This is a genomic window from Marinobacter sp. X15-166B, assembly GCF_001752365.1.
Classification (GTDB): Bacteria; Pseudomonadota; Gammaproteobacteria; order Pseudomonadales; family Oleiphilaceae; genus Marinobacter.
On the sequence record NZ_MEIY01000001.1, the window covers coordinates 359,441 to 375,249 of the forward strand.

General features: G+C 60.4%; 17 protein-coding genes. 6 read left to right on the forward strand and 11 right to left on the reverse strand.

Features of this window, described 5'->3' with window-relative positions; all coding sequences use genetic code 11:
* The first annotated feature begins 12 nt into the window (after positions 1 to 12).
* The gene (locus BG841_RS01695) at positions 13 to 345 is read left to right on the forward strand and encodes a Na+/H+ antiporter subunit G (RefSeq protein ID WP_070056076.1); all 333 of its coding nucleotides are present in this window, start codon (positions 13 to 15) and stop codon (positions 343 to 345) included.
* Between the two features lie 7 nt (positions 346 to 352).
* Here the strand turns inward: BG841_RS01695 and BG841_RS01700 are convergent, their stop codons facing one another.
* Complete coding sequence (locus tag BG841_RS01700; protein WP_070056077.1) at positions 353 to 853, reverse strand: DUF4112 domain-containing protein; 501 nt, start codon at positions 851 to 853, stop codon at positions 353 to 355.
* 288 nt (positions 854 to 1,141) lie between these two features.
* On the opposite strand from BG841_RS01700, the gene BG841_RS01705 reads away from it, so the two are divergent.
* Positions 1,142 to 2,785 carry a fatty acid--CoA ligase gene (locus tag BG841_RS01705; RefSeq protein ID WP_070056078.1) on the forward strand — a complete coding sequence of 548 codons (1,644 nt, stop codon included), beginning with the start codon at positions 1,142 to 1,144 and terminating at the stop codon, positions 2,783 to 2,785.
* 66 nt (positions 2,786 to 2,851) lie between these two features.
* Positions 2,852 to 3,331 (forward strand): DUF4442 domain-containing protein, encoded by a 480-nt coding sequence (locus BG841_RS01710; protein WP_070056079.1) that lies wholly within the window; start codon positions 2,852 to 2,854, stop codon positions 3,329 to 3,331.
* Here the strand turns inward: BG841_RS01710 and BG841_RS01715 are convergent.
* The 6 genes from BG841_RS01715 to BG841_RS01740 all read right to left on the reverse strand — a co-directional run bounded on the left by BG841_RS01715 (position 3,306) and on the right by BG841_RS01740 (position 8,276).
* The gene (locus BG841_RS01715; RefSeq protein WP_070056080.1) at positions 3,306 to 4,571 is read right to left on the reverse strand and encodes a D-amino acid dehydrogenase; all 1,266 of its coding nucleotides are present in this window, start codon (positions 4,569 to 4,571) and stop codon (positions 3,306 to 3,308) included. The genes BG841_RS01710 and BG841_RS01715 overlap by 26 nt on opposite strands.
* Positions 4,572 to 4,646: 75 nt before the next feature.
* A complete protein-coding gene (locus BG841_RS01720; protein ID WP_070056081.1) occupies positions 4,647 to 5,003 on the reverse strand; it encodes a translation initiation factor Sui1 in 357 nt (118 codons plus the stop codon).
* A gap of 45 nt (positions 5,004 to 5,048) precedes the next feature.
* Positions 5,049 to 5,573: a DUF4136 domain-containing protein gene (locus BG841_RS01725; protein ID WP_070056082.1), complete on the reverse strand. Its 525-nt coding sequence runs from the start codon at positions 5,571 to 5,573 to the stop codon at positions 5,049 to 5,051.
* A 62-nt stretch (positions 5,574 to 5,635) separates the two neighbouring features.
* Positions 5,636 to 6,256: a YigZ family protein gene (locus BG841_RS01730; protein ID WP_070056083.1), complete on the reverse strand. Its 621-nt coding sequence runs from the start codon at positions 6,254 to 6,256 to the stop codon at positions 5,636 to 5,638.
* Entirely contained in the window at positions 6,253 to 7,593 is a 1,341-nt protein-coding gene (locus BG841_RS01735) for a sensor histidine kinase (RefSeq protein ID WP_070056084.1), read from the reverse strand. Before BG841_RS01735 ends, BG841_RS01730 begins: the two co-directional genes overlap by 4 nt.
* A complete protein-coding gene (locus BG841_RS01740; RefSeq protein ID WP_070056085.1) occupies positions 7,590 to 8,276 on the reverse strand; it encodes a response regulator transcription factor in 687 nt (228 codons plus the stop codon). The genes BG841_RS01735 and BG841_RS01740 overlap by 4 nt, the downstream gene beginning before the upstream one ends.
* 162 nt (positions 8,277 to 8,438) lie before the next feature.
* Between BG841_RS01740 and BG841_RS01745 the strand changes: the two genes are divergently transcribed.
* From BG841_RS01745 to BG841_RS01755, 3 genes are all read left to right on the forward strand, one after another.
* Positions 8,439 to 8,786: a hypothetical protein gene (locus tag BG841_RS01745; protein WP_070056086.1), complete on the forward strand. Its 348-nt coding sequence runs from the start codon at positions 8,439 to 8,441 to the stop codon at positions 8,784 to 8,786.
* Positions 8,787 to 8,860: 74 nt separating this feature from the next.
* Positions 8,861 to 10,009 (forward strand): GNAT family N-acetyltransferase, encoded by a 1,149-nt coding sequence (locus BG841_RS01750; RefSeq protein ID WP_070056087.1) that lies wholly within the window; start codon positions 8,861 to 8,863, stop codon positions 10,007 to 10,009.
* A gap of 97 nt (positions 10,010 to 10,106) precedes the next feature.
* On the forward strand, positions 10,107 to 11,087 hold the full coding sequence (locus tag BG841_RS01755) for a GlxA family transcriptional regulator (protein WP_070058638.1): 981 nt from the start codon (positions 10,107 to 10,109) through the stop codon (positions 11,085 to 11,087).
* Between the two features lie 60 nt (positions 11,088 to 11,147).
* Here the strand turns inward: BG841_RS01755 and BG841_RS01760 are convergent, their stop codons facing one another.
* The 4 genes from BG841_RS01760 to BG841_RS01775 all read right to left on the reverse strand — a co-directional run bounded on the left by BG841_RS01760 (position 11,148) and on the right by BG841_RS01775 (position 15,786).
* Entirely contained in the window at positions 11,148 to 12,125 is a 978-nt protein-coding gene (locus BG841_RS01760) for an NAD(P)H-dependent flavin oxidoreductase (RefSeq protein WP_070056088.1), read from the reverse strand.
* Positions 12,118 to 13,752: a BCCT family transporter gene (locus tag BG841_RS01765; RefSeq protein WP_070056089.1), complete on the reverse strand. Its 1,635-nt coding sequence runs from the start codon at positions 13,750 to 13,752 to the stop codon at positions 12,118 to 12,120. Before BG841_RS01765 ends, BG841_RS01760 begins: the two co-directional genes overlap by 8 nt.
* Before the next feature lie 69 nt (positions 13,753 to 13,821).
* Positions 13,822 to 14,979 (reverse strand): acyl-CoA dehydrogenase family protein, encoded by a 1,158-nt coding sequence (locus BG841_RS01770; protein WP_070056090.1) that lies wholly within the window; start codon positions 14,977 to 14,979, stop codon positions 13,822 to 13,824.
* 24 nt (positions 14,980 to 15,003) lie between these two features.
* Positions 15,004 to 15,786 carry an enoyl-CoA hydratase-related protein gene (locus BG841_RS01775; protein WP_070056091.1) on the reverse strand — a complete coding sequence of 261 codons (783 nt, stop codon included), beginning with the start codon at positions 15,784 to 15,786 and terminating at the stop codon, positions 15,004 to 15,006.
* Positions 15,787 to 15,809 lie beyond the last annotated feature (23 nt).

Below are 15,809 nucleotides of genomic sequence, written 5' to 3' on the forward strand. Positions count from 1 at the left end.
GAGGATAGACTGATGAGTGTTGTGACCGAGTACGCCCTCTCTGCCTTGCTGCTGATTGGCGGTTTCTTCACCCTGGTGGGCGCGATCGGGCTGGTGCGGCTGCCGGATTTTTACACCCGGCTGCACGCGCCTACCAAAGCCACCACCCTTGGTGTGGGAGCCATCATGCTGGCGTCCGTAGGCTATTTCAGTTCCACCGGCGCGGGGCCGGGTGCGTCCGAGATACTGATTACCGTATTCCTGTTGCTGACCGCCCCGGTAAGCGCCAATATTATTGCCAAAGCGGCCATGCACCTGGACGAGAAGCCGGTGGCGGGAACCAAAGGCAACCCCTGGGAGCAATGACAGGGGGTTAACCTTGCCCCCACAGCGAATAGCCCGCCAGCCCGAGCAACACCACAACCAGCCCCGCCAGCACCACCAGCAAGCCCCGGGTCAGCCAGCGCCGCCGGGGCGGTGCGGGCGTTAGTTGCTGGTGCAGATAAGTGCGCAGCAGGGCCGCGTTGCGGCTGTTCGCCTTCCAGTAGACATCAAACGCATCTCCGGCCACCGGGATCAGGCCCACCACACTTTCCAGCAGCACATTCGCCAGCATGCGCATCACCGTGCCCGTCCCGGCGCCGAGGCGAACCGCCTCCACCACCAGATGCAGGGACAACAGCAACCCCGCCAGATCGCCGATACCCGGCAGCAGCCCGATCAGCGGATCCAGCCCGAAGCGTATCCGGGTAAAGGGAATGCGGAACTGGCTGTCCAAAAGCCGGGCACGCTGCTCCAGCCTCGCCAGAGCCTGCGCGTATCTGGCCTGCTCCCCTGCCCCCGCAGCGACTGAGTTGCGTTTGGTAGCGGTCATAAGGTTGGTGTGCTCTCCAGCGGATTGTTCGCCATAGTATGCGCCCTTGCGGGGTGTGCAACACCCTGCAGGGTACATTAACTAACAGGGTGAAGACCGGGCAAGCCTCCGTCAACCAGGGCACAAGACGTGACCAAACTCACAAATAACTCAAGAAATCAGCTTGTTAGCCACTGAATGCGGGACTCGTTTTCATCCTTTCGAACGCTTCCGGTTTGCGCCCAACTGTGTCAGATTAGCTGCACATCTCGTTACAACATCAACAACCGAGAGCCAAGGAGCCCACTCATGGTGGCCACAAAGATTCTTCCCGCGGCTGACAATGCCCATCAATACCCGCTACTTATCAAACAATTGCTGCTTTCTGCCGACCGTTACTCTCCGCATCAGGAAATTGTATACGCCAACCGCAGCAGCTACACCTACAGGGATCTGATTGCACGCATCCACCGTCTCGCCAATGCGTTGACCGACGCCGGGGTCAAACCCGGGGATACGGTGGCCGTCCTCGACTGGGACACGCCCCGCTACCTGGAGTGCTTCTTCGCCATTCCAATGATCGGCGCCGTGCTGCATACGGTCAATGTGCGCTTGTCTCCGGAACAGATCGTCTACACCATGAACCACGCCGAAGACGATCTGGTGTTGGTGCACGACGATTTCCTCCCGATTCTGGAGGGGCTGCGGGACGATATCCACACAGTGAAAGGCTACATTCAACTCAGTGACAATGAGCAGCCGCAACCCACCTCACTGGAAACCATCGGCGAGTATGAAGCCCTGCTGGCGGCGGCCGAGGAACAATTTGAGTTCCCGGACTTCGACGAAAACAGCGTCGCCACCATGTTTTACACCACCGGCACCACCGGTAACCCCAAAGGGGTGTTCTTCAGCCACCGGCAACTGGTGTTGCACACCCTGGGCATGGTCGGTTCCCTGTCGGCTTACGATGAACTGCCCCTGTTGCGCTCGTCATCGGTGTACATGCCGATCACCCCCATGTTTCACGTTCACGCCTGGGGGGTGCCCTACGCTGCCACCATGATGGGCATCAAACAGGTATACCCGGGACGCTACGAACCGGAGCTACTGGTCGACTTGCTCAAAAAGCACCAGGTGACCTTTTCCCACTGCGTTCCCACCATCATGCAAATGATGCTGGCCACCGAGTCCATCAAGACCGCCGACCTCAGCCACTGGCACGTACTCATCGGTGGCAGTGCCATGACCGAAGGCCTGTGCCAGGCCGCCTCCAGGCTGGGAGTCCGTATGTATACCGGTTACGGCATGTCGGAAACCTGTCCGTTATTGACCGCCACCCACCTGACCCCGGAGGACCTGGAGTTGCCCCTGGAGCAGCAGGTTGGCAAACGCATCAAAACCGGTATTGCCGTGCCCCTGGTGGAGGTGCGCATTGTTGACACCGAGGGCAATCCCCTGCCCCACGACGGCGTCACCCAGGGCGAAGTGGTTACCCGGGCCCCCTGGCTCACCCAGGACTACTTCAAAGAGCCCGACAAAGGTCGTGAGCTGTGGCAACATGGCTGGCTGCATACCGGCGATGTGGGCTGCCTTGAGCCCGATCACACCCTGGTCATCAAAGACCGTATCAAAGACGTCATTAAAACCGGGGGGGAGTGGTTATCGTCACTCGCGCTCGAAAATCTGATCAGTCAGCACCCCGCGGTGGCGGCGACCGCCGTTGTGGGGGTGCCCGATGACGAGTGGGGCGAGCGCCCCCATGCCCTGGTGGTGCTGGCCGCCGGTCAGGCGCTGGACAAAGCCGGTTTGCAGCACCACCTGCAACAATTTGTTGAGGCCGGCGAAATCAATCAATGGGCCATCCCCGAACGCATTGATTTCGTGGACGATATTCCGAAAACCAGTGTGGGCAAAATCAACAAGAAGCTGATCCGCGATCAACTCGTGTAAGCCAACCCAGCCATTACTCCGTTAACCCGCCGGTTGGGCCTGCGGGTTAGCGGTGGAGCCTTTGCCATGATGTCCAAATTCCGGAGCTGGATCAGCAGCCCGAGCGGTGTACGCAAAATAATCAACATTTACGGACCTTATGTGGGCGCGGGCGTCAAAGTGACCCACATTGCCCCTGACTACAGCGCGGCGACGGTGGAGATGAATCTGCGCTGGTACAACACCAATTACGTGGGTACCCACTTTGGAGGTTCGCTATACAGCATGGTCGACCCCATGTACATGTTGTTGCTGATGAATCGGCTGGGCAAGGAATACATCGTGTGGGACAAATCCGCCTGCATCGATTTTATCCGCCCCGGCACCGGTCGGGTGTCGGCCCATTTCGAACTGACCGATAACAAACTTGACGAAATCCGCACCGCCACCGCCAACGGCGACAAAATGCTGCCCCAGTGGGATGTGGATATCGTTGACCAACAAGACGAGCTGGTGGCGCGGGTCAATAAGGTACTGTACGTCAGGAAAAAGCCTGAATACCGGTAAATGCGAAATCGACCGCCGGCTGCCGGCCGTCAATAATATCCGCCAAGGCCGTGGCCGAGCCGCAGCTATGGGTCCACCCCAGGGTGCCGTGGCCGGTGTTGAGGTACAGATTACGGAAGTGGCTCCGGCCGATGTAGGGTACATTGGACGGCGTCGACGGGCGCAGACCGGTCCAGAACTCTGCCTGCTCCCAGCGGCCGGCCTCCGGCATCACCGCCGCCGCCCGACGCACGATGGCCCGGCAGCGCCGGCGATTGAGAACCCGGTTGCGGCCGTTGATTTCGGCGGTACCGGCAACGCGCAGCCGGCTCCCCAGGCGGGAATACACCAGCTTGTACTCATCATCCGTCAGACTCACATGGTAGGCTGCGGCTTCCCTGTTGACCGGCACCGTGATCGAGTAACCTTTCGCCGGGTATATATTCAGCCGCAGGCCCAGTTGCCGCGCCAGCACCGCACTTTCGCAGCCGAGACTCAATACATACGCGTCCGCCCGCAGGGTGCGATGCCGCCCCTCCGCCAGGGTATGGACGCCCAGTATCTGCTCACGGCTGTATTCCAGTCCGAGGATCTCGGTGTTGTAAAGAAACTCGACCCCCGCGGCGGCCGCGTGCGCCGCGAGCTGCTGGGTGAACTTGCGGGCGTCACCGGATTCGTCTTCGGCGGTGTAGGTGGCGCCCGCAATACGACTGCGGGCCGGGGCCAGGGCCGGTTCCAATTCCACCGCCCGATCGGCGCTGATGACCTGCCGGTCGCAGCCCAACTCGCGCATCAACCGGGCCGGTGTGCGGGCCGCCTCAAACTCCCGGGGGTTGGTGTAAAAGTGCAGGATGCCTTTGGTCTCCTGGTCGTACTCCAACTCCAGCTCTTGTCGCAGGGTTTGCAGGGCCTGACGGCTGTAGGTGCCCAGATTTACAATCTGGCGAATGTTGTGGGCGGCCCGGGCCGGCCCGCACTCGCGCAAAAAACCCAAGGCCCAGCGCCACTGCGCCGGGTCCAGACGCGGCCGGAACAATAGGGGCGCGTCGGCCTGCAACAGCCACTTGAGCACCTTCCAGGGGGCAGTGGGGTTAGCCCAGGGCTGGGCGTGGGAGACCGAGATCTGACCGCCGTTGGCAAAACTGGTTTCCAGCGCCGCCTGACTCTGACGCTCGATGACCCTTACCTCATGGCCTGCCTGGCGCAGAAACCACGCTGTGGTGACTCCGACAACCCCGGCCCCCATTACCGTAATGTGCATTCACCCGCTCCGTACCGTGTGGATTCGCTGTCTGGCTATTGTAACGCCCGAACGCACGATTTGCGGGTTAGACCATCAGCCACCGGCGCGCTTGACGGTCCAGCCTTTTGCTTGCAGCAGGGGCATGAGCAGATCGCGCTGGTCACCCTGGATTTCAATCACCCCGTCCCTGACCGTGCCGCCGGTACCACACCGCGCTTTCAGCGTTTTGGCCAGTGCCGCCAGCTCTTTGTCGTCCAGCGGCACGCCGGTAATCAGGGTGACGCCCCGGCCCTTGCGCCCCTTGGTTTCGCGCCTCAAGCGAACCACCCCGTCGCCGGCAGACCGGGCGACTGCGGCACAGCGGCACTCACTGACCGGCTCGCGACAGCCCGGGCACATGCGCCCCTGTTCCGTAGAAAACACCAGTCCGCCTGTTCGGTTCTTGCTCATTACTACTCCTTGCACACCCGCGGCTGACGGCAGTAGCAACTGCTGTCAACGCGCGGGTGGGTACTGTTTAAACATTTCGGTGACCACTTCGTCGATCAGTTTTTCCCGGGTGGCCGGCGACTGGCTTTCGTTCAGGTAGCGGCGACTGGCCGCCCGCCAGACCACCCGTTTGGTGTCGGTATCAACGAATTCGAGCACCAGTTTGCCTTCTTTCACTTGCTGCACCGGGGGTACGGTGGCAAGCCCAAAACCAAAGCGATTGTGCCCCAGACCCAGGCCGTAACTGAACCCCCTGCTGTCCAGCCGCTCCTCTTCCGCCACTCGCCAGGTCACCAGCAAATCGGCTTCGGTGTCAGCGGTTTGCTGCAACCCCTCCTGTCTCATTTCGCGTTCCACGGCTGCCTGAACCCGGGCGCCGTCGAGCGACAGAAAGTCCGGATTGGCGTTCTCCGGGGCAAATGCCCAGCTGGTGTAGCGGGTGAATTCGATGGTCGAGTCGTAGTCCGTCACTACCTTGCCGGCACAGCCCGTCAAACTCAAGGCAACCAAAACCGCCATTAGGATACGCATAGCTGATGTACTCCCCGTGCAGTATTTCCTTCAGTATACGATTGAAACCCGCAACCAGGCACTCAGCTGTCCGTTCGGCAATCAATTTTCTCGGCCGCACAAAAACCGAGGAAGTCCGCCAGCCGGGTGTCACTCACCTGCACCGCCATGGTCAGACCCGCGCCGTCCAGACCGGCGCCGTAATGGACCGCGCCAATCTCCGCGCCGTTGTGTTCGCACCAGTGACGCACCGGCTGCTCGCTGGCAAAGGGCAATTCAATATCCACCCGGGTCATGACCGGCTGCACCACTCGCTCCACCTGCGACAACACGCTTTCGGCCGCACTGGCATAAGCCCTCACCAGGCCACCGGCACCCAGCTTGATGCCGCCAAAATAGCGGATTACCACCACCAGCACATCCCCCATGTCTTTGTGCTGGATCACATTGAGAATGGGTTTGCCGGCGGTGCCCGACGGCTCGCCATCATCGTTCATGGCGGCTTCCGCCGCCGCACCCGGACGACCGATCTGGTAAGCCCAGCAGACATGGCGGGCGTCGGGGTGGTCCCGGTGGGCCTGCTCCACCACCGCCCGCACGTCTTCCCGTGAGGCCACCGGGGCCACCCGGGCAATAAAGCGGCTCTTTTTGATTTCGGTCTCGCATTCGAGCGAACCTGCAGGTACGGGGTAGTCTTTGCTCATGATGGTTCCACACTGGTAAACACAGGCAGTATCAACGCCACCACCAGACCACCGCCCGCGCCATTGCGGGCGGTGATGTCCCCGTCGTGCAACCGGGCAATGTCTTTGGCGATGGCGAGTCCTAACCCCCAGCCCTTCCCGGACCGGGACTGATCACCGCGATAAAAGGGTTCAAACACCTGCTCAAGGGCGGTCTCGGGAAGCCCGGGCCCATGGTCGCGGATTTCACAATACAGCTGCTGCTCCCGGTCGGTCACGGTTACTTCCACGTCCTGACCTGGCGGCGTGTAATCGATCGCATTCTGCAGGACGTTTTCAAACGCCCGCTGCAACAAGCCGTCGTTCCCCAGCACCGTCATTCCGTGGCTGGCCGGACTGAAGGTCAGCCGACAGGCCACATTCTGATGGGCGGCATAACCGGCTGCATCCTCCAGCACCCGCTGCAATACGTCAACCGGCCGCACCGGTTCCCGGGGCAGGCTCTGGCCCTGCTCGGTGACCCGGTAGAGGGTCAGGATCTGCGCGGTCATCGTCTCCAGTCGCTCATTCTGGCGCAGGACGCTGTCGGTCAACTCCGCATCACTGCCGGACTCGCTCAGCAATTCAATGGCGATCCGCTGGCGCGTGAGGGGGGTGCGCAGATCGTGGGAAATATCCCGCAACAGGTGTTTTTGCCGCGCCAGCAACTGGCACAGCTGATCGGTCATATCATTAAACGCACGGGCCAGCGCACCAATTTCATCCCGGCGCGCTGCAATCCGGGGACTCACCCGCAACGAGGTAGTCCCGTCGGCGATGGCCCGGGCGGTGTGTTCGACATGTTGCAACGGACGGGACAGCCAGCGGGCGATCCACCAGCAGGCCAGGCTGATCAGCACAAACCCCACCAGCATTTCCAGCCACCGGGTCACCCGGAAATCCAGCCACCCCGCGCCGTTTGCCTGCGGCCACGCCACCAGTGAGTAATCAGGAGTCAACGCAATAACGGCCGGACGGTGGCGGTACCAGCCTGCCCCCAAACGTTCCCTCACGGATCGCGGCAGGTGGCTGTCACTGCCTGCCTCGCGCTGCCGGGCATCCAGCAGCACCAGCCGCAACTCCAGCTCGCGCCCCTGCTGCTTAAGATAACGCCAGGCCACCGCTCGCCCTTGCTGTTGCTGAATACGTATGGCGTCCATACCTATATTCCGCAGACCTATCTGACGTTCAATACCGGTGCGTTCCCGCTCCTGCAGTTGACGGGTGGCAGCATTGCTGATGATCACGGTGGCCGCCATCGCGAGCCAGATCAGCACAAAAATGCGCCAGAACAGAGGTACCGCAAAACGCTGGTTCATGGTGTTACCCGATAGCTGTAGCCCAGGCCGCGTACGGTTTCGATGCGGTACGTTGCTTCGCCCCCCAGTTTGCGGCGGAGGTTGCTGATGTGCATGTCCAGAGTGCGGTCATAGACGGCGAGGCGGCGGCCCAGCGCCCACATCATCAGATCGGTTTTGCGCACCACACTGCCCGCATGGGCAAGCAACACCTGCAGGACCTCGTACTCGGTCGCGGTCAGATCTAACGGTGTGCCATCTTGCAGAATACGCCGCTGGGCCGGCTCCAGGGTCAGGTCGCCAACGATACGCGCGTCCCCGGTTTCGGCCTGCTGATCCCAGGCAATACGGCGCAACAACGCCTGCAAGCGTGCCACCAGCTCCCGTGGGTTACAGGGTTTGGGAATATAGTCGTCGGCACCCACTTCGAAGCCGACAATGCGGTCGGTTTCGTCACCCCGGGCGGTGAGCAGCATAACCGGCAAATGGGTTCGCGCACGGATTTTACGCAACACTTCAAGGCCATTGATATCCGGCAGCATGAGATCCAGGACCACAATGTCACAATGATGCTCCACCGCCAGGGCGAGGCCATCGGTGCCATTGGCAGCTTCCCGGATAACAAACCCCTGCCCGGTCAGATAGCGGGCCAGCAGGCTGCGCAATTCATCATCGTCCTCAATCAACAATACCCGCTCTGACATCAGCCACCTCTGTCTGGTTATGGAGCTATGTTAACATGCGGTGGTAACACACTTTCTCCACTTCAGCGGTTTACACAACCTTTACACCCCACTGACGATGGCTGACAGTTCCCGGGGTATTCTGGTTGCCGTGCATGACTCACACCCAACAGGAGAATCAACATGACGACATCAACCCTGTCTCGCTGGCTGTTACCTTCTTTAGTGACTGCGGCCTTGCTCTCCAGCTCTCTCGCTCTGGCGGATCATCATGGTGGCTACAAAGGCAAACGCCACCACGGTGACGTCTGTGCACACATGAAAGAGGGTAAAGGCAAGTTTGATCGCGATGCAATGCGTGCAAAAATGGAAGCCCGCCACAATGAAATAGCCGAGCGCCTCAGCCTGACCAGCGAGCAACGTAACATCTGGGACGAGATCCATCAGGAACGCCAGGCCGCATGGGAAAAGCGCATGCAGCAAATGCAGGAAAGGATGGAAAAACGTTGCAACGGTAAAATGGACGAGTGATTCTGACCGGGGTTCTGGCGTATGGTGGCAGGTATGACGACGCCCTCTATCACGTTGAGCCATAGCAGAACCCCATGACCGACATTGAAATTCGCACCCTGAGGTCCATCCACGACATCGATGCGGATAGCTGGGACCGTTTCAGCGGTTCCGGCAACCCGTTTCTGTGTCACCGCTTTTTGGCCGCCCTGGAAACCACCGGTTGCACCACCCGCGCCACCGGCTGGCAACCCAGCCACCTGCTGTTTTACCGCCGCAACCGGCTGGTCGGCGTCGCCCCGGCGTATTTGAAATCCCACTCCATGGGCGAGTATGTGTTTGACTGGGCCTGGGCCGATGCCTATCGGCGCCATGATCTTGCGTATTATCCCAAGCTGTTGATCGCCGTGCCATTTACGCCGTCCGTAGGTGGCCGCCTGTTGCTCGCTCCGGAGCTTCGTGCGCAGCTTGGCGCCGACACCGTCCACCGGGCACTGGATCGGTGCACCACCCGTCTGGGGGCGCACTCGTGGCACCTGCTGTTCCCCAACCGGGATGACCAGCGCCTGCTGCACCACCCGGATCGCCTGCACCGGATCGGCTGTCAGTTTCACTGGCACAATCGGGGCTACGCCAGCTTTGAGGATTTCCTCGCGACCCTCACCTCCCGCAGGCGCAAATCCATTCGCCGGGAGCGCCGTCAGGTGAGCGAACAGGGCATTGGTTTCACCCATTACCGGGGGGCCCAGACCCCCGATGCCGTACTGGCGGCGTTTTACACCTTTTATCAGGCCACTTACCTGAAGCGCGGGCAACGCCCTTACCTGAACCTGGAGTTTTTCCGGGAGCTGCGTACCCGGCAACCGGAGCATCTGCATCTGGTGATGGCCGAAAAGGCGGGTGAGCTGATTGCCGGTGCCCTGTTTTTGCTCGGCGACGACACCCTGTACGGTCGCTACTGGGGTTGCCTGGCCGAATACGACCATCTGCACTTTGAAACCTGCTATTACCAGGGCATTGAGCTGGCCATTGCCCGCAAACTGAACCGCTTCGATGCCGGTGCCCAGGGCGAGCACAAACTGATTCGCGGCTTTGAACCGGTGCTCACCCATTCCTGGCACTGGGTTGCGCACCCGGGGTTTCACCACGCCCTGACCCACTACACCGCCGATGAAGCCGAGCAGGTACGCGCGTATCAAGCGGATGCGCTCACGGTGCTGCCCTACCGGCAGGACACGGCGTAAGACCATGGTCAGATCTGAGTTTATCCATGCAATGGCGTAAACTGGGGGCACGTCACCACACCACTCCAGCAACGACATGGGGCAGGCCGACAGCGTCATGATCAAAAACTACGGCATTCTGTTGTTACCGGAATTCAGCAACCTGTGCTTTTCCAACCTGATCGAGCCATTGCGGGCGGCCAACGACTTGTCCGATCAACCGGTCGCCAAGTGGCATCTGTTTTCGGTCGATGGCAAAAGTGTGTCCAGCACCAGCGGGCTGACCTTTCCGGTGCACAAGAGCGTGGCCGACATTCCCGATACCGCGCCGCTGGATATTCTCTTTGTGATGGCCAGTTACAATTACGAGTCGTACATCACCCCACCGCTGGTTCAGCAGCTGCGCAGACTGAAACCCTATGCCAAACAGATTGCCGGTCTGGATGCCGGCCCGTTTGCGCTGGCCAGAGCCGGTCTGCTGAGTGGCTACCGTGCCACCATTCACTGGGCCGAGCTGGACGTGTTCCAGGAAACCTTCCCCGACATCAAGGTGTGTGCCGACCGCTACGTGATCGACCGGGACCGGATCACCACCGGGGGGGCCAGCACCTCCATGGATCTGATTCTGGAGGTGATTCGCCAGCACCATGGCGAGCAACTGGCAATCGCGGTGGCCGAATTTCTGATATTCGATATCGAGCGCCCCGGCAGCAGCCAGCAACGGGAATTCGCTTCCGCCCGCCTCAGCGTGCGCGCCCCGCGTCTGGCGAAAGCCGTCAAGCTCATGGAAGCCAACATCGAAACGCCCCTGGCCATCTCGGATCTGGCGCAACAGGTCGGAACCTCCCAGCGACAGCTGGAGCGGGAGTTTCGCGAGGTGCTGGACGCCACTCCGGGACGCTACTACGTCTTGCTGAGGGTCGCCGCCGCCCGCCGCCTGATCCGGGAAACCAATTTCAGCATTACCCAGGTGGCGGTACGCAGCGGCTTCAATTCGTCGGCTGCGCTGATCCGCAATTACCGGGCCACGTATCACTGCACACCATCGGCCGATCGCAAGCTGCACAGATTGCGCAGATCCCCCGTCGAAGATCCATAAAAAAAGGCCCCCGAAGGGGCCAGGATCATGGCACAACAACCCAACAACGCTTACCCGGGGTCAGGCAACCGTCAACCCGGCCAGGCGGCCACGCACAATCTCAGTGGCTTCGGTGACAATCCGTTGCACCAGTGCGTCCACAGTGGGAATGTCGTGGATCAGCCCCTGGGACATGCCCGCCCACCAGATCCCATGCTCCAGATCGCCGGTTTCCAGCACCGTCGCCCCGCGCTTGCCGGACACCAGCTCCGCCACATCGGCGAACTCGCTGCCTTCCCGTTGTTCGATACTGGCCACTTCTTTGGCCACCGAGTTGCGGTGTACCCGCGCAGTATTACGGAACTTGCGGAAGATCAGCTGGGTATCCAGCTCGCTGCTGGCTACCAGCTGGTTCTTCAGGTTCTGATGCACCGGGGCTTCCACCGTGCACAGGAAACGGGTACCCATGCTCATGCCCTCGGCGCCCATACTCAGGGCCGCGACCAGACCACGGGCGTCGCTGAAACCGCCACAGGCGACCACCGGGATGTCCAGTGCATCCACCGCCCTGGGCACCAGCACCAGCGACGGGATGTCATCTTCCCCGGGATGACCCGCGGCTTCAAACCCGTCGATGATCACCGCATCGCACCCCACCGCTTGCGCCTTCAGGGCGTGGCGCACCGAGGTGCACTTGTGCACCACTTTGATGCCGGCGGCCTTGAACGCCGCCATAAACGGCTCGGGGCTGCGCCCGGCGGTTTCGACGAATTTGACCCCCGAATCGATGATCACCTGGGCGTATTCCGCATAGGGAGGCGGGGTCAGCGTGGGCAAGATCGTCAGGTTGACGCCGAAGGGCTTGTCCGTCATGCCCTGGGTCCGGGCAATCTCCCGCGCCAGCGCGTCGGGGGTCGGCTGGGTCAGCGCGGTCAGAAACCCCATGGCCCCCGCATTGGCCACGGCCGAGACCAACTCTGCGGTGGACACCCGCTGCATGCCGCCTTGCAACACCGGGTGCTCCACTCCGAACAATTCGGTAATCCGCGTGTTAAACATATCCTTGCACTCCTGTTATAGATTCGTTCGTACTGGGTGTTGCTGATGCGGTTGCTTCTGCCGTGCCGACGTCAGCCGACGACCGTTGCCGCTCCGGAAAATCTGCTCGCAACCACCGCAGCAACGAGAAAAACGATAGACACATCACCACCAATAAGGGGACGCCAACCACCAGACTGGCGGTTTTCAGCGGTTCCAGTCCACCGGCGTTCATCAGCACCAGCCCCGCAGCGCCCAGCGCCACAGCCCAAAAAAACCGGTTGGCAACGTGGGGTTCAACACCCTCCCCAAGATTGCGCGACGTCACCGATGCCAATACGTACGCGGACGAATCCACGGTTGTACCGGAGTAGACAAAGCCCACCACGATAAACAGCACCAGAATTACGCTGTAGAGGGGTAACTGCTCCAGAGTGCCCAGAATGGCAGCCGACGGGCTCTCGTTGGCCATGGTCTCCAGCACCGGGAAAGTGCCACTCAGCTCAGCATGCATGGAGGTGCTGCCAAACAGGATGAAGAACAGAATGCAACCCGCGCTGCCCGCGCCCAGCACCGTCAACCCCATGTCGCGAAAGGTGCGGCCACGGGAAATGCGGGCAATGAAAATACCCATATAGGGTCCCATAGCCACCCACCAGGCCCAGTAAAAAATCGTCCACCACTGTGGGAACATGCTGTTGGCCACCGGGTCGGTGTAGAAGGCCATGTGGGCAAACTCGGTGATCATCAGACCCATGCTGTTGGTAAAGCTGTTCAGCATGAAAAAGGTAGGTCCACCGATGAAAATGATGACGCAGAGCACACTCAGTGCGTAGAGATTGAACTGGCTCAGGCGCTGAATGCCGCGCTTCAAGCCCAGCACGACCGAGGTGACAAAAATGACACTCCAGATCAACACCACCACAATATCAACGTTGAAGGTGTGCTCTATGCCCAACAGCCGGCTGATGGCTTCGGCCAGCATCGGTGTCCCGGAAGCCAGAGCGGTACCCACCCCGCCCACCAGGCCGAACACCATCAACACATCAATCACCTTGCCGATATGGCCATTGGCGTGCTTTTCACCGATCAACCCCGCGCAGGCAATGCTCAACCGCAACTGCTTTTGCTTGCGATTATAAAAGGCATAGCCGATGGGAAATGCCGTCAGGCAATAAAATGCCCAGGCTAATGGCCCCCAGTGGAACATCCCATACATCGCTGCGTAGTCGGCCGCCCGGTCACTTTTCGGTTCCAGGCCAAACGGTGGCGCAGTGAAATAGTAGGTCCACTCGATGGACGACCAGAATATCAGCGACGTACCAATGCCGGAGCAAAAGAACATCGTAACCCAGCTAAGTCTGGAGAATTCCGGCCGGGCGTCCGGCCCTCCGAGCCGGACCTGACTGTAACGACCCAGAGACAGCCACAGTACTGCGCCGAAAAAAAATGCACCTGCCCATATGTAGGCAAAACCGAGCTGGTTGGTAACAAACTCAAACGCAACCTTGATAGCCGCGAGAGTCTGACTTTCGAACACTATCATGACGATAATGACGGCGGTCACGATGATGCAAGCCGGCCAGAAGATGTGCTTGTCTACCTGGGCTTCCGGCTTGTTCACGCCCGTTGTTATTGTTTGTCTCATGTCCCGATTCCTGCATACGATCTAGTTGTTATTGGACGATCCAGAACCTTAGTGGGGTAACGCCTGCGGCTACCCCTGAGCCCGCAACAATTCCTTGGAGATAATGTGGCGCTGGATTTCCGAGGTGCCTTCCCAGATCCGCTCGATGCGCGCATTCCGCCACAGGCGCTCAACCACCGTTTCGTTCATCAACCCCATCCCGCCAAAGATCTGCACCGCCTCGTCGGTCACCCGTCCCAGCACTTCGCTGGCAAACAGTTTGGCCATACCCGCGTCGCCGTCGGTCATGGTGCCCTGGTCCATTTTCCAGGCGGCGTGCAGGGTCATCAGTTCGGCCGCGTGAATTTCGGTGACCATGTCCGCCAGTTTGAAGGACACCCCCTGATTGGCGCCGATGGGTTTGCCAAACTGCTTTCGTTCGGCGGCCCACTGGGTGGCCAGTGCCTGCGCACGCTGTGCCTGCCCTACGCAGTGAGCCGCCACCATCACCCGGCCCGCGGTTAACCAGGCGTTGGCCACATCCCAGCCCTTGCCCACTTCCCCCAACACCTTGGACGCGTGCACCCGGCAGTCGTCAAAGAACATTTCATACTGGTGGTAACCGCGGTTACTGACGCAGATGGGCCCCCGGCGCACGGTAAAGCCCGGGGTACCCTTGTCCACCAGAAACGCGGTCACCTGATTGCGGGGACGTCCGGAGGACTCGTCGACGCCGGTCACCGCAAACACTATCGCAAAATCGGCCTCACCGGCGTGACTGATAAAGTGCTTTCCGCCGTTGATCACAAAGCTGTCGCCGTCCTGGCGCGCCCGGGTGGTGATGCCCGAGGCATCGGACCCGGCGCCGGGCTCGGTCAGGGCAAAGCAGTCGGTCTTTTCGCCCCGCACACACGGCAGCAGATAGTCATTGATCTGATCGTCCCGGCAGGCCATCAGGATATTACTGGGGCGCGCCACAAACACCTGCAACGCCCAGGACACTTTGGCCAGTTCCCGCTCAATCAGCGCCTGGGAGACGTGGTCAATCCCCAACCCGCCCACCGACTCAGGCATATTGAAGGCGTACAGACCGGCGTCCAGCGCCTTCTGTCTGATGGTGTCAGCCAGCTCCGGGCTGACCTCGCCGCTGGCCTCGACGGCGTCTTCATGGGGCAGCAGCTCCTTTTCGACAAAGGCAGCAGCGGTACGCACCAGCATGTTTTGTTCTTCGCTCAACTGAAAATCCATGGTGTTCTCCCAATCAGAATGTTGTTATTGTCCGGTCCACTCAGGCAGACGGCCTTCGAGAAAAGCTTTGGCACCTTCTTGAGCGTCGCTGCTTTCAAGCATGGCCATGAAGGCAGGCCATTCTTTTGAGCGCAGCGCTGCGTAGCTTTCTGCGAAGGTCAGCCCTTCGGTAAGCTCCGCCGCCTCTTTGATGGCGGCCAGCGACAGCGGGGCTGCCTTGATCAGTTCTTGCGCCAGATCCCTGGCGGCGGCCATGGCCTGGCCCTCGCCGACCACGGCGTTCACCAGCCCGAAATCCATCAGCTCCTGTCCCGTCAAGCGGCGCCCGGTCATCAGAATCTCAAACGCTATTTGCCGCGGTAACAGTTTGGGCAGCAGGAAAGTGGCCACATCCGGAGCCACCCCCAGTTGCGCCTCGGGCAGCCAGAACTGGGCGTTTTCAGCGGCAATGACAAAATCGGCGCGCAGCAGCATTTCGAAGCCTGCGCCTATGGCATAACCATTAACCGCGCAGATCACCGGTTTGTACAGATCCGGTAATTCGATAAAGCCCCCGAAACCACCTTCACCGAAATCACCGGTGAACTCCTCCCCGTCGGCCACCGCATTGAGGTCCCAGCCGCCGCAAAAAAACTTCTCCCCGGCGCCGGTCAGGATGGCCACCCGCAACGATGAGTCGTCACGGAACTCCGCAAACAGCTTGCCCATTTCACGGCTCAGGGCGGCACTGACGGCATTGCCTTTGGGTTTATCCAGGGTGATTTCGAAGATATCACCGTTACGAACTGCGTGCAGATACTCGGACATTGAAATATTCCTTTTTGTTGTGT

What these genes read in the sequence shown, in the direction of transcription:
- BG841_RS01695 (WP_070056076.1), top strand. Translation starts at nt 13, where the DNA reads ATGAGTGTTGTGACCGAGTACGCCCTCTCTGCCTTGCTGCTGATTGGC.
- BG841_RS01700 (WP_070056077.1), bottom strand. Translation starts at nt 853, where the DNA reads ATGACCGCTACCAAACGCAACTCAGTCGCTGCGGGGGCAGGGGAGCAG.
- BG841_RS01705 (WP_070056078.1), top strand. Translation starts at nt 1,142, where the DNA reads ATGGTGGCCACAAAGATTCTTCCCGCGGCTGACAATGCCCATCAATAC.
- BG841_RS01710 (WP_070056079.1), top strand. Translation starts at nt 2,852, where the DNA reads ATGATGTCCAAATTCCGGAGCTGGATCAGCAGCCCGAGCGGTGTACGC.
- BG841_RS01715 (WP_070056080.1), bottom strand. Translation starts at nt 4,571, where the DNA reads ATGCACATTACGGTAATGGGGGCCGGGGTTGTCGGAGTCACCACAGCG.
- BG841_RS01720 (WP_070056081.1), bottom strand. Translation starts at nt 5,003, where the DNA reads ATGAGCAAGAACCGAACAGGCGGACTGGTGTTTTCTACGGAACAGGGG.
- BG841_RS01725 (WP_070056082.1), bottom strand. Translation starts at nt 5,573, where the DNA reads ATGCGTATCCTAATGGCGGTTTTGGTTGCCTTGAGTTTGACGGGCTGT.
- BG841_RS01730 (WP_070056083.1), bottom strand. Translation starts at nt 6,256, where the DNA reads ATGAGCAAAGACTACCCCGTACCTGCAGGTTCGCTCGAATGCGAGACC.
- BG841_RS01735 (WP_070056084.1), bottom strand. Translation starts at nt 7,593, where the DNA reads ATGAACCAGCGTTTTGCGGTACCTCTGTTCTGGCGCATTTTTGTGCTG.
- BG841_RS01740 (WP_070056085.1), bottom strand. Translation starts at nt 8,276, where the DNA reads ATGTCAGAGCGGGTATTGTTGATTGAGGACGATGATGAATTGCGCAGC.
- BG841_RS01745 (WP_070056086.1), top strand. Translation starts at nt 8,439, where the DNA reads ATGACGACATCAACCCTGTCTCGCTGGCTGTTACCTTCTTTAGTGACT.
- BG841_RS01750 (WP_070056087.1), top strand. Translation starts at nt 8,861, where the DNA reads ATGACCGACATTGAAATTCGCACCCTGAGGTCCATCCACGACATCGAT.
- BG841_RS01755 (WP_070058638.1), top strand. Translation starts at nt 10,107, where the DNA reads ATGATCAAAAACTACGGCATTCTGTTGTTACCGGAATTCAGCAACCTG.
- BG841_RS01760 (WP_070056088.1), bottom strand. Translation starts at nt 12,125, where the DNA reads ATGTTTAACACGCGGATTACCGAATTGTTCGGAGTGGAGCACCCGGTG.
- BG841_RS01765 (WP_070056089.1), bottom strand. Translation starts at nt 13,752, where the DNA reads ATGAGACAAACAATAACAACGGGCGTGAACAAGCCGGAAGCCCAGGTA.
- BG841_RS01770 (WP_070056090.1), bottom strand. Translation starts at nt 14,979, where the DNA reads ATGGATTTTCAGTTGAGCGAAGAACAAAACATGCTGGTGCGTACCGCT.
- BG841_RS01775 (WP_070056091.1), bottom strand. Translation starts at nt 15,786, where the DNA reads ATGTCCGAGTATCTGCACGCAGTTCGTAACGGTGATATCTTCGAAATC.